This is a genomic window from Micromonospora sp. CA-248260, from assembly GCF_050942205.1.
Lineage (GTDB): Bacteria > Actinomycetota > Actinomycetes > Mycobacteriales > Micromonosporaceae > Micromonospora > Micromonospora antibiotica.
On record NZ_CP192021.1, the window covers coordinates 5,936,773 to 5,949,476 of the forward strand.

Sequence of the window (12,704 nt, forward strand, 5' to 3'; positions counted from 1 at the left end):
CCGGCGCGGGTGACCAGCTGACTCCGATCCGGATCATCAGAACAGTCCGGAGCCAGGTGGACACGAAGAGCTGATTGACTTCCTACAATTTTTGTGAAAAGGACCACCTGGCCGAGGCGGAAATGCCTATCGTATTTTCACGGCGTAGCCTGGGACTCGTCTCCGTCCCACGACACTTCGCATGACGGCGGCACCGCGTGACACACAAAACCGCGTGACACACAAACCCGCGTGAAAGAGGCGATTACCGGCCGTGTCGACCCAGCAGACTTCGCAGGAGAACCCACTGGCGGGTTTCGGCCCGAACGAGTGGATCGTCGAGGAGATGTACCAGCGCTACCTCGCCGACCCATCAAGCGTCGACTCGGCCTGGCACGACTTCTTCACCGACTACCGACCTGCCCCGGGCGCCGCGACACCGCGCCCGGCCGACGGTAGGGCCGCGTCGCCCCAACCGGCCGCAGCGCCGGAGCCGGCCGCAGCCACCAAGGCCGAACCGGCAGCGAAGGCTCCGGCGGCCGGCGCGAAGCCGACCACGACCGCGAAGCCGACCGCCGCTGCCGCACCGACCGCGACCACGAAGCCGGCCACCACCCCCAAGCCGGCCACCGCCACGAAGTCGGCCACCAGGTCCGCCGGCAAGCCGGCGTCGACCGAGAAGCCCGCCCCGGCGAAGGCACCGGCGGCCAGCTCCGCGGGCACCACGCCGCTGCGCGGGGTGGCCGCCCGGATCGTGCAGAACATGGACGCCTCGCTGTCCGTGCCGACCGCCACCAGCGTGCGCGCCGTGCCGGCCAAGCTGCTGGTCGACAACCGCATCGTGATCAACAACCACCTCGCCCGGGGGCGCGGTGGCAAGGTGAGCTTCACCCACCTGATCGGGTACGCGCTGGTCCGGGCCGTGGTCGAGCACCCGGAGCTGAACAACTCCTTCGCCGAGGTCGACGGCAAGCCGGCGATGGTCCGTCCCGAGCACGTCAACCTGGGCATCGCCATCGACCTGACCAAGCCCGACGGCTCCCGCAACCTGGTGGTGCCGTCCATCAAGGGCTGCGAGCAGATGGACTTCCGGCAGTTCTGGCAGGCGTACGAGGACGTGGTCCGGCGGGCCCGCCGCAACGAGCTGACCATGGAGGACCACAGCGGCACCACGATCTCGCTGACCAACCCGGGCGGCATCGGCACGGTGCACTCGATCCCCCGGCTGATGCAGGGGCAGAGCGCGATCATCGGGGTCGGCGCGATGGAGTACCCCGCGCCCTACCAGGGGATGAGCGAGGCGACCCTGGCCGAGCTGGCGGTCAGCAAGATCATCACGCTGACCAGCACGTACGACCACCGGATCATCCAGGGCGCGCAGTCCGGCGAGTTCCTCAAGGTCATGCACGAGCTGCTGCTCGGCGAACGCGGCTTCTACGACGAGGTCTTCACCTCGCTGCGCATCCCGTACGAGCCGGTGCGCTGGATGCGGGACGTGGCCGTCGACTCCGAGGGCCAGATCAACAAGACCGCGCGGGTGCACGAGCTGATCCACGCCTACCGGGTCCGGGGCCACCTGATGGCCGACACCGACCCGCTGGAATTCACCATCCGCAAGCACCCCGACCTGGACGTCCTCCAGCACGGGCTGACCCTGTGGGACCTGGACCGCACCTTCCCGGTCAACGGCTTCGCCGGCAAGCAGCGGATGAAGCTGCGCGAGATCCTCGGCGTGCTGCGCGACTCGTACTGCCGTCGGCTCGGCATCGAGTACATGCACATCCAGGACCCGGAGGAGCGCCGCTGGATCCAGGAACGGATCGAGCGCCGCTACGAGAAGCCGGCCGCCGACGAGCAGAAGCACGTGCTCAACCGGCTCAACGCCGCCGAGGCGTTCGAGACGTTCCTGCAGACCAAGTACGTCGGCCAGAAGCGGTTCTCGCTGGAGGGCGGCGAGTCGCTGATCCCACTGCTCGGCGAGGTGCTGGAGGCGTCCGCCGAGGACGGGCTGGACGAGGTCGTCATCGGTATGGCGCACCGGGGCCGGCTCAACGTGCTGGCCAACATCGTCGGCAAGCCGTACGAGAAGATCTTCTCGGAGTTCGAGGGGCACCTCGACCCGCGCTCCACCCAGGGCTCCGGCGACGTGAAATACCACCTGGGCCAGAACGGCAAGTTCACCACCCCGGCCGGCGACCACTCGGTCAAGGTGTCGTTGGTGGCGAACCCGTCGCACCTGGAGGCGGTGGACCCGGTGCTGGAGGGCATCGTCCGGGCCAAGCAGGACCGGATCGACCTCAAGCTGGAGGGTTACACCGTGCTGCCGTTGGCGGTGCACGGTGACGCCGCGTTCGCCGGCCAGGGGGTCGTCGCCGAGACGCTCAACCTGTCCCAGCTGCGCGGTTACCGCACCGGCGGGACCGTGCACGTGGTGGTCAACAACCAGGTCGGCTTCACCACCGCCCCGGAGTACAGCCGGTCCAGCCTCTACAGCACCGACGTGGCCCGGATGATCCAGGCGCCGATCTTCCACGTCAACGGCGACGACCCGGAGACCGTGGTCCGGGTCGCCCGGCTGGCCTTCGAGTACCGCCAGGCGTTCAACAAGGACGTCGTGATCGACATGGTCTGCTACCGGCGGCGCGGGCACAACGAGGGCGACGACCCGTCGATGTCCAACCCGCAGATGTACAAGATCATCGACTCGAAGCGGTCGGTCCGCAAGCTCTACACCGAGGAGCTGATCGGCCGGGGCGACATCACCGTCGAGGACGCCGAGGAGCTGCTGCGCGACTACCAGTCGCAGCTGGAGCGGGTCTTCAAGGCCACCCGCGACGCCGCCACCACCCCGCGCCAGGTCAGCCGGCCCAGCCGCGAGGACGAGCCGGAGCCGCAGGTGGCGACCGCCACCGACGCCGCCGTGGTCAAGGCGATCGGCGAGGCGCACGTCAACCTCCCCGAGGGCTTCACCCCGCACAAGCGCATCCAGCAGTTGCTCGACCGGCGGGCCAGGATGTCCGCCGAGGGCAACATCGACTGGGGGTACGGCGAGATCATCGCCTTCGGCTCGCTGCTGCACGACGGGGTCACCGTCCGGCTCGCCGGCCAGGACTCCCGCCGGGGCACCTTCGTCCAGCGGCACGCCTCGATCGTCGACGCCAAGACCGGCGAGGACCACCTGCCGCTCAAGTCGCTCACCGCCGACGGCGAGCGGTCCCGGTTCTTCGTGCACGACTCGCTGCTGAGCGAGTACGCGGCGATGGGCTTCGAGTACGGCTACTCGGTGGAGAACGTCAACGCGCTGGTCTGCTGGGAGGCGCAGTTCGGTGACTTCGTCAACGGCGCCCAGTCGGTGATCGACGAGTTCATCTCCTCCGGCGAGGTGAAGTGGGGCCAGCGTTCCGCGGTGACCCTGCTGCTGCCGCACGGCCACGAGGGGCAGGGCCCGGACCACACCTCCGGTCGTCCCGAGCGGTTCCTGCAGATGTGCGCCGAGGACAACATGCGGGTGGCGATCCCGACCACCCCGGCGAACTACTTCCACCTGCTGCGCCGGCAGGCCCTGTCGCCCAAGCGCAAGCCGCTGGTGGTGTTCACGCCGAAGTCGCTGCTGCGGCACAAGCTCTGCGTCAGCCCGGTGGAGGACTTCACCACCGGCACCTTCGCCCCGGTGCTGGCCGACACCGCCGCACCCGCGCGGGAGCAGGTCAAGCGGGTGCTGCTCTGCTCGGGCAAGGTCTACTACGACCTGTTCTCCGCCCGGCAGGAGCGGGGCGTCACCGACACCGCGATCATCCGGATCGAGCAGCTCTACCCGCTGCCGGTGCAGGAGATCCGCGACGCGCTCGCGGCGTACCCGAACGCGGAGGACTTCGCCTGGGTGCAGGAGGAGCCGGCCAACCAGGGGGCGTGGAGCTTCGTCGCGCTCAACCTGCTGGAGCACCTGGCCGACGTCCGGCTGCGTCGCATCTCCCGCCCCGCCGCCGCCGCCCCGGCGGTCGGCTCGGCCAAGATGCACGAGGTGGAGCAGACCGGGCTGATCGACGCCGCCCTGCCCCGCCCCTGACCCATTCCGACCCACCCGGCCCGCCCCCCTGACAGGGGGGCGGGCCGGGCCCGTCAGCAAGGAACGAGGAGCCCCGGTGTACTTCACCGATCGTGGCATCGAGGAACTGGTGCAGCGGCGCGGCGACGAGCAGGTGACCCTGGAGTGGCTCGGGGAACGACTGCGCGACTTCGTCGACCTCAACCCCGAGTTCGAGACGCCGATCGAGCGCTTCGCCACCTGGCTGGCCCGCCTCGACGACCTCGACGAGGACTGACCGGGGCCGCCCCGGGCAGGCCCCGGGGCGGGCGGAACGCGGGACGCGGACGACCCACCCCGTACCGGGGACCGGCGGCGGTCAGCCGTTGCGGACGGCCGGTTCCAGGCCGGTGCGGCGCAGCTTCTGCCAGCCCAGCCGACCACCGGTCAGCGCGGTGACCACCGCCTGGACCATCACCAGGTACATCAGCTGCCGGTAGACGAACTGTTGCAGGGGCAGCACCCACAGCACCCCCAGCTTCTCCCGGTCCAGCCGGAACGCCACCACCGCGGTGGCCGCCTGCACCCCGAGCATGGCCAGCCAGGCCACCGCCGTGGCCTTACGGTCGAGGAAGAACAGGCCGTACAGGGCCAGCAGGTCGATCACCGGCGCGAGCAGGGGCAGCAGCACCCCGAACAGGCTGAGGAAGAACAGGCAGCGCCTGGTGAACCGGCCGGACGCGCCCCGGTCGAAGACCGAACGCCGATGCTTCCACATCGCCTGCATGGTGCCGTAGCTCCACCGGTAACGCTGCTTCCACAGTTGGCCGATGGTCGCCGGGGCCTCCGTCCAGGCGCGGGCGGTCTCCTCGTAGACCACTTTCCAGCCGGCCCGGCCCAGGGCGATGGTGATGTCGGTGTCCTCGGCCAGGGTGTCGTCGGTCATCCCCCCGGCGTAGCGCAGCGCCTCCCGCCGGAACCCGCCGATCGCGCCCGGCACCGTGGACATGCAGCGCAGCGTCTCGTAGAGCCGCCGGTCCAGGTTGAACCCGATGACGTACTCGATGTGCTGCCACTTGGCGATCAGGCTGCGCCGGTTGCCGACCTTGACGTTGCCGGCCACCGCGCCGACCTGCGGGTCGGCGAAGGGCTGCACCAGCCGGCGGACCGCGTCGGGCTCGAACACGGTGTCCCCGTCGACCATCACGATCAGGTCGTGCCGGGCCAGCGCCAGGCCGGTGTTCAGGGCGCTGGGTTTGCCGCCGTTGGGCTTGCGGACGACCCGGACGTTGGGCAGGCCGAGCGCGTCGACGATGTCGGCGGTGCCGTCGGTGGAGCCGTCGTCGACGACCACCACCTCGATCCCACCGGGGTGGTCGCCACCGGCGAGGGAACGGACCGCGGCGGCGATCCCCTCCTTCTCGTTGTACGCCGGGACGATCACCGAGACCGGCGCGGTGACCGGCGGCCCCCAACTCCAACCCTTGGCCCGCCGTCGTCGGGCGTGCCGCCCGGCCAGCACGAACAGCACGAACGTGCGGCCCACGGTGAGCAGGCCGACGACGACGAAGAGCCCGCCGAACACGGTCAGCATGCTGTCGGCGCCCTGAACCGCCCAGATCAACATCCGGCCGCGCCACCGGTCGGCGGCGGTGGCGGGCACGGCGGCGTCCACCCGGTGGTCCGCCCCGGCGGCGGCGAAGGCGAGGTTCAACCCCTCGGTGGCGGTGACGAACCGGTACCCCCGCTGCTTCATCATCGGGATGAACCGGTCGAGGGCGGCGACGGTCTGCGCCCGGTCACCACCGGCGTCGTGCCAGAGGGTGATCGCACCGGCCCCGTCGTCGGGGGTGGCGTTGTCGATGATCCGGTCCACCCCGGGCAGCGACCAGTCCTGGCTGTCGGTGTCGTTGAGCAACGTCAGGTAGCCCAGGTCACCGGCGGCGGTCATCACCGGCCAGTCCCGGTTGTCGATGGCGCCCGGGTGTGAGGAGTAGGGGAAGCGGACCAGCGAGGTCCGCAGGCCGGTGGCGCTGGCCACGGCGAGCTGGGTCTGGGCGTACTCCAGGCGTTGCCGCCACGCTGGCAGCTCGGCGAGGTCGGGGTGGGTGAAGGTGTGCACACCGAGCTGGTGACCGCCGTCGGCCAGCTCACGGGCCACCTCGGGGTGCCGGGCGACCTGGGTGCCCAGCACGAAGAACGTGCCCTTGACCTGGTGGGCGTCCAGGACCCGCAGCACCTCCCGGGTCCAGACCGGGTCGGGGCCGTCGTCGAAGGTCAACGCGATGGTGCGCGGCGGCAGCCGGTAGGAGCGGACCATGTCGCTGCTGGCGCTGATGATCGGGCCACCGGTCACCACCGAGGTGGGCACTTCCCGTTGCCCGGCGGTGCTCTTCCGGCGGTCCGGGGCGAAGGACGCGTTGGCGTACGCGCCGACGAGCAGCACGCCGGCCAGCAGGGCCAGCACCGTACCCAGCAGGATCCAGCTCGGTGGTGGCACCGCCCGGCGTCGCCTGGCGGACCGGACGACGCGACGGCGCCCCGGCCGGACGGCCGGCTCAACCATCGAGGCGTGCGCCGTCGACGCCGCCGGGCAGCGGGTCGGGCAGCGACGGTGGTTCGTCGGTCGGGTCCGGGGGGTTCGGCGTCGTCGGTTCCGGGCTCGGCCGGGTGGGCCGGGGTGAGGCCGACGCGGAGGCCGGGCTGCGGCTCGGCGAACCGGTGGCGCTCGGCGACGGCGAGGCGGTGCCGGTGGTGGGGCGGACCGTGGACGGGGTGACCGGGACGGCGGCGCGTGTGCCCGACCCGGGCGTGCGGGGGGCGACGGTCGGCGGCACGGTGGTGGCGGGGGCGGGCGGGGTGCCCGTCGCGGGCGACGGGGAGGGCGACGGCGACCGTTCGGGTTGCGCGACCTCGTCGACGAAGGGGAGCACCGCGTGCGGCGCGATGCCGCCCGCGAAGCTGACGCCCACCAGCCCGGTGTAGATCAGGCCCACCAACCCGAGGGCGTACGCCAGCCAGCGCAGTCGGGAGTGACGTCGGCCGCTGGGGTCGACGAAGACGGGGGTCAGCTGGGGTACGGCGGCGATCGTCGCGGTGGGCCCGTCGGCGCGGCTGATCGTCACGGTCGGCCCATCGAGGCCCGTCACGCCGTTGGTACGATGTGGATCCTGAGCCGACTGACCGCCAATTGCGCCCTCAGGCTTCGATCTCTCGGAGGGAGCATTTTTCCTGCTCAGAGGGTCGGCAGTCATGGGATGCGAGTTTAGGCACGAGGATCACTCAGCTCCTAGCGCGTCCCACGAATGAGACTCGGGTCGCACCGACGGCCGCTGGCGGGTGCCGGCCGGCACCGCTTGGCGGCACCGGTACGGGACGAAGGTCCCGGGCGGGGGACGACGTGATCTCCTAGGGTGGGGGCGTGGCCCGCAGCGTCTACCTGACCAGCGTGGGGTCCGGCGGCGGCAAGTCGACCATCGCCCTCGGCCTCGCGGAACTCCTCTCCCGGCAGGTCGAACGGATCGGGGTGTTCCGGCCGCTGGTCTCCGACGCCGGCCCCGACCCGATCCTCGCCCTGCTGCACGACCGCTACCGGATCGACCTGCCCGACGACGAGCTGACCGGCACCACGTACGCCGAGGCGTCGGCCCTGGTCGCCGACGGACGGCGGGAGGAGCTGATCTCCCGGCTCGTCGAGCGGTACCGGGCGGTGGAACGACGCTGCCCGGCGGTGATCGTGGTGGGTAGCGACTTCGCCGACGGCGGGGACACCGCCGGGCCCCGCGAACTGGCCTTCAACGCCCGGTTGGCCACCGAGTTCGGCAGCGTGGTGGTGCCCGTGGTGGACGGCTTCGGGCAGCAGCCGGAGGCGGTCACGGCGGCGGCGCGGGGGGCGTACCACGATCTGGCCGACCTGGGCGCGACGGTGCTGGCGGTGATCGCCAACCGGGTGACCGGGGCGCTGACCCTGCCGGAGCTGCCGGTCCCCGCGTACGCCATCCCGGAGGTGCCGAGCGTGTCGGCGCCGACGGTGGCCGAGGTGGCGGCGGCGCTCGACGCCACCCTGCTGGCCGGGGACGCCGCCGCCCTCGGCCGGGACGTGCTCGACTACGTGGTCGGCGCGGCGCACGTGCCGATCCTGCTCGACCACCTCACCGAGGGGGCCCTGGTGATCACCCCGGGTGACCGGGCCGACCTGCTGGTCGCGGCGAGCACCGCGCACGTCGCCGGGCAGGTCTCGCTGGCCGGGGTGGTGCTCACCCTCGGCGAGCAGCCCGACCCCCGGGTGATGCGCCTGGTCGAACGGCTCAACACCGGCTTCGCCGTGCTCTCGGTGACCAGCGACAGCTACGACACGGTCGAGGCGTCCAGTCACATCGAGGGCCGGCCCGGCCCGGCCAACCCGCGCAAGGTGGAGGCTGCGCTCGGCGCGTTCGAGCGCCACGTCGACACCGTCGACCTGGCCCGCCGGCTGCGGGTGACCCGCTCCGAGCGGGTCACCCCGCTGATGTTCGAGTACGACCTGATCGACCGGGCCCGCGCCGACCGTCGCCGGTTGGTGCTGCCGGAGGGCTCCGACGAGCGCATCCTGCGGGCCACCGAGATCCTGCTCCGCCGGGGGGTCGCCGACCTGACCCTGCTCGGCCGCCCCGACGAGGTGGCCCGCCGCACCCGTGAGCTGGGCATCGACCTGACCGGCGCGGAGGTGGTCGACCCGGCCGGCAGCGCCTGGCGGGACGAGTTCGCCACCCGGTACGCGCAGCTGCGCGCCCACCGGGGCGTCACCGCCGAACTGGCCCACGACATCGTGGCCCAACCCAACTACTTCGGCACCATGATGGTGGCCACCGGGCACGCCGACGGGATGGTCTCCGGGGCCACCCACACCACGGCCGCCACCATCCGTCCCGCCTTCGAGATCATCCGTACCGTGCCGGGCGTCTCGGTGGCGTCGAGCGTGTTCTTCATGCTGCTCGCCGACCGGGTGCTGGTCTACGGCGACTGCGCGGTCAACCCCGACCCGGACGCCGCCCAGCTCGCCGACATCGCCATCTCCTCGGCCGACACGGCGGCCCGGTTCGGCATCGAGCCCCGGGTGGCGATGCTGTCCTACTCGACCGGGGACTCCGGCGCGGGGGCCGACGTGGAAAAGGTCGCCGCCGCCACCAGGCTGGTCCGCGAGCGCCGGCCCGACCTGCTGGTCGAGGGGCCCATCCAGTACGACGCGGCGATCGACCCGCAGGTCGCGGCGACGAAGCTGCCCCAGAGCACGGTCGCCGGGCGGGCCACCGTGTTCGTCTTCCCGGACCTCAACACCGGCAACAACACGTACAAGGCGGTGCAGCGGTCGGCGGGGGCGGTGGCCGTCGGGCCGGTGATGCAGGGCCTGCGCCGGCCGGTCAACGACCTGTCCCGGGGCGCGAAGGTCGCCGACATCGTCAACACGGTGGCGATCACCGCCATCCAGGCGGCCGGATCGCCGGAGGAGGGGTCGTGACCGACCGGGTGCTGGTGCTCAACTGCGGGTCGTCGTCGGTGAAGTACCGGCACTACGACGGGGAGTCGGTGCTCGACTCCGGCACGGTGGAACGGGTCGGCGAGCCGGGTGGCGGGCCGGCCGACCACGCCACCGCCGTGCGGGACATCCTCGGCCGGCTCGACCTGACCGGGCTGACCGCGGTGGGGCACCGGGTGGTGCACGGTGGCCGCCGGTTCAGCGCACCGGTCCGGATCGACGACGCGGTCGTCACCGCGATCGGGGAGCTGGTGCCGCTGGCCCCGCTGCACAACCCGGCCAACCTGGCCGGCATCGAGGTCACCCGGGAGCTGCTGCCGCAGGTCGCCCAGGCGGCGGTCTTCGACACCGCGTTCCACCACACCCTGCCCGCGTCCGCCGCCACGTACGCCATCGACCTGGACACCGCCCGCCGCCACGACATCCGCCGGTACGGCTTCCACGGCACCTCCCACGCGTACGTGTCGCGGCGCACCGCCGAGCTGCTCGACCGGCCGTACGACCGGTTACGCACGATCAGCCTGCACCTGGGCAACGGGGCGAGCGCCTGCGCGGTGGACGGCGGACGCAGCGTGGCCACCTCGATGGGGATGTCGCCGCTTGCGGGGTTGGTGATGGGCACCCGCAGCGGCGACCTCGACCCGACGGTGATCTTCCACCTGCGCCGGGAGGGCGGGATGGGGGTCGACGAGATCGACGACCTGCTCAACCACCGCAGCGGGCTGCTCGGGCTGACCGGGGCCAACGACATGCGGGAGGTGCAGTCCCGTCGGGCCGCCGCGGATCCCGCCGCCGTCCTCGCCTTCGACGTCTACTGCCGGCGGATCACCGCCTACGTCGGGGCCTACCACGCGCTGCTGGGCGGGGCGGACGCGATCACCTTCACCGCCGGGGTGGGCGAGCACTCCCCCGAGGTGCGGGCCGCCGCCCTGGCCGGGCTGGAGCGGCTCGGCATCGCCGTCGACCCCGACCGCAACACCGGCACCGGCGACCGGGTGATCTCCCCGGCCGGCGCGCAGGTCAGCGTCTGCGTGGTCGGCACCGACGAGGAGCGGGAGATCGCCCGGCAGACCCGGGCGGTGCTGGCCGAGGCGGGCTGAGCGGTGGAGGCCGACCGACCGGGGTGGTGACCACCATCGGTCCGGACGGCGGGGCCGGACCGGGCCACCGACCACCTACCGTGCAGGCATGGGGGTGAGGCGGCTGTGCGCCGTGGTGCTGGCCGCGTTGCTCGCCGGTTGCGGCCCGGCCACCGCCGCCACCGATGCACCGCCACCGCCGGCCCGGCACGCCCCGGAGCAGGCCCTGCCGGTCGCGGTCCGCACCCTCACCGTCGACCCGTCCGGGCCGCGCCCGCTGCCGGTGACGCTCTGGTACCCGACCGTGGGTGGCCGGGTCGCCCCGGGCCGGTTCCCGGTGGTGGTGCACAGCCACGGCCTGCACAGCCTCCCCGCGCTGCACGCCGCGTTGGCGGTCCGGTGGGCCGCCGCCGGTTTCGTGGTGGCCGCGCCGACCTACCCGTTCACCAACCGGCGGGCGGCCCGGTTCAGCCGCGCCGACGTCCGCAACCAGCCCGCCGACGCCTGGCGGGTGATCCGGCACCTGGTCCGGCTGGACGCCCGCGCCGGTGACCCGCTGGCCGGGCACCTGGACGTCGGCCGGTTCGCCGCGACCGGCCACTCGGCGGGCGGCTTCACCACCGCCGGCATGTTCACCTCCGGTCACCCGGCCCGACTGCGCTCCGGCGTGATCATCGCCGGGGGCGGACTGGCCGGTGCCTTCGCCGGGCCGGCCGCCCCGCTGCTCTTCGTGCACGGCACCGCCGACCCGGTGGTGCCGTTGACCGTCGGTCAGGCCGGTTACCGGCGGGCGACCGGCCCGAAGGGGTTCCTCAGCGTGCTCGGGCAGGGCCACGGCGAATACCTGACCCCGGGCCGCCCCGGCTTCGCCGAGGTCCTCGCCGCCACCACCGACTTCCTCCGGTGGACCCTCTACGACGACCGGGACGCCGGCCGCCGGCTGCGTACCGGCGCCGCCCGTCCCGGCGTCACCACCCTCGACGACCGGTGGGCCCTGACCGACCGGGGCGGGTCGGCGGGCTGACCGTCCCGCCGGGGCGGGCGTAGCCGGTCGGGTGGCCCGGCGGGCGAGGCACAATCGGGTTCATGTCCCGTCGCCGCACCCCGGTCCTGCTGACCGCCGCGCTGCTCGCCGCCGGCCTGGCCGGCTGCTCGACGCAGGCCCCCGACCGCGCCGTCGCCCCACCGGAACCGCCGAAGACCAGTGCGCCGGCACCGCGCGTCCCCGCCGGCACCGCGCCGGCCGAGGCGTTCGCGGTCGGCGTACGACAGCTCAAGCTCAACCGGGGCGGCGACCGCCCGCTGCCGGTGACCCTGTGGTATCCGGCCCGGGGCGCCGCCGGCGAGGCGGCCCGGCGCGACGCGACGGCGGCGACCGGACGGTTCCCGGTGGTGGCGTTCAGCCACGGCCTGGACGGGCGGCCGGTCGACTACCAGGTGCTGCTGACCCGCTGGGCGGCGGCCGGTTTCGTGGTGGCCGCGCCGACCTTCCCGCACACCGGCAAGGGCACCGACGGCAGTGTCCTCGACGTGCTCAACCAGCCCGCCGACGTGTCGTACGTGCTGGACAAGGTGCTGGCCCTGGACGCGAGGGCCGGTGACCCGCTGCGCGGCCGGCTCGCCACCGACCGGGTGGGCGCGGCCGGCCACTCGGCCGGTGGGGTGACCACCATCGGTCTGTTCACCACCGGCCGCGACGAGCGGCTGAAGGCCGGGGTGGTGCTCGCCGGGACGGGTCTGGGCGTGGGCACCGCCTTCGCCGGGGCCGCCGCCCCGCAGCTCTTCGTGCACGGCGAGGCCGACGAGGTGGTCGACTACGCCGCCGGCAAGGCCGTCTATGACGCGGTGCCCTGGCCCAAGGCGATGCTCAGCCTGCCCCGGGGTGACCATGGTCGGGCGCTGCTCGGTGACGGCCCGGCCCTGCGGGTGGTCGCCGACACCACGATCGAGTTCCTCCGCTGGTCCCTCTACGGCGACGAGGCCGCCAAGGGTCGACTTCCCGCCTCGGCGGCCCGGGGCGACGTCGCCGTCCTCGACGACCGCCTCTGACCGCGCCGGTCGCCCGACCGGCGGCCGGCCCCACGGGCCGCCCGGCACCGCCGGGCAG

The 12,704-nt window shown here is 72.9% G+C and carries 8 protein-coding genes; 6 read left to right on the plus strand and 2 right to left on the minus strand.

Annotated features, from left to right (window positions below):
* The first annotated feature begins 253 nt into the window (after positions 1-253).
* Both ACQP2H_RS25595 and ACQP2H_RS25600 read left to right on the plus strand, forming a co-directional pair.
* The gene (locus tag ACQP2H_RS25595) at positions 254-4,045 is read left to right on the plus strand and encodes a multifunctional oxoglutarate decarboxylase/oxoglutarate dehydrogenase thiamine pyrophosphate-binding subunit/dihydrolipoyllysine-residue succinyltransferase subunit (protein ID WP_433229172.1); all 3,792 of its coding nucleotides are present in this window, start codon (positions 254-256) and stop codon (positions 4,043-4,045) included.
* 76 nt (positions 4,046-4,121) lie between these two features.
* A complete protein-coding gene (locus ACQP2H_RS25600; protein WP_091241170.1) occupies positions 4,122-4,301 on the plus strand; it encodes a DUF6104 family protein in 180 nt (59 codons plus the stop codon).
* Between the two features lie 81 nt (positions 4,302-4,382).
* On the opposite strand, the gene ACQP2H_RS25605 is transcribed toward ACQP2H_RS25600, so the two are convergent.
* Complete coding sequence (locus ACQP2H_RS25605) at positions 4,383-6,503, minus strand: bifunctional polysaccharide deacetylase/glycosyltransferase family 2 protein (RefSeq protein WP_433229174.1); 2,121 nt, start codon at positions 6,501-6,503, stop codon at positions 4,383-4,385.
* A gap of 58 nt (positions 6,504-6,561) precedes the next feature.
* Complete coding sequence (locus ACQP2H_RS25610) at positions 6,562-7,152, minus strand: hypothetical protein (RefSeq protein WP_357535067.1); 591 nt, start codon at positions 7,150-7,152, stop codon at positions 6,562-6,564.
* Positions 7,153-7,424: 272 nt separating this feature from the next.
* Here ACQP2H_RS25610 and pta point away from each other — a divergent pair, with 272 nt between their 5' ends.
* The 4 genes from pta (at position 7,425) to ACQP2H_RS25630 (ending at position 12,646) form a co-directional block, all read left to right on the plus strand.
* A complete protein-coding gene (pta, locus tag ACQP2H_RS25615; protein ID WP_363823730.1) occupies positions 7,425-9,500 on the plus strand; it encodes a phosphate acetyltransferase in 2,076 nt (691 codons plus the stop codon).
* A complete protein-coding gene (locus tag ACQP2H_RS25620) occupies positions 9,497-10,618 on the plus strand; it encodes an acetate/propionate family kinase (protein WP_363823728.1) in 1,122 nt (373 codons plus the stop codon). The genes pta and ACQP2H_RS25620 overlap by 4 nt, the downstream gene beginning before the upstream one ends.
* Positions 10,619-10,706: 88 nt before the next feature.
* A complete protein-coding gene (locus tag ACQP2H_RS25625; protein WP_433229177.1) occupies positions 10,707-11,621 on the plus strand; it encodes an alpha/beta hydrolase family protein in 915 nt (304 codons plus the stop codon).
* A 62-nt stretch (positions 11,622-11,683) separates the two neighbouring features.
* Complete coding sequence (locus tag ACQP2H_RS25630; protein ID WP_433229179.1) at positions 11,684-12,646, plus strand: alpha/beta hydrolase family protein; 963 nt, start codon at positions 11,684-11,686, stop codon at positions 12,644-12,646.
* The last annotated feature ends 58 nt before the right edge of the window (positions 12,647-12,704 follow it).

Bases quoted from the DNA above. Each gene is read 5' to 3' on its own strand.
- ACQP2H_RS25625 (WP_433229177.1), top strand. From the start codon at position 10,707: ATGGGGGTGAGGCGGCTGTGCGCCGTGGTGCTGGCCGCGTTGCTCGCC.
- ACQP2H_RS25630 (WP_433229179.1), top strand. From the start codon at position 11,684: ATGTCCCGTCGCCGCACCCCGGTCCTGCTGACCGCCGCGCTGCTCGCC.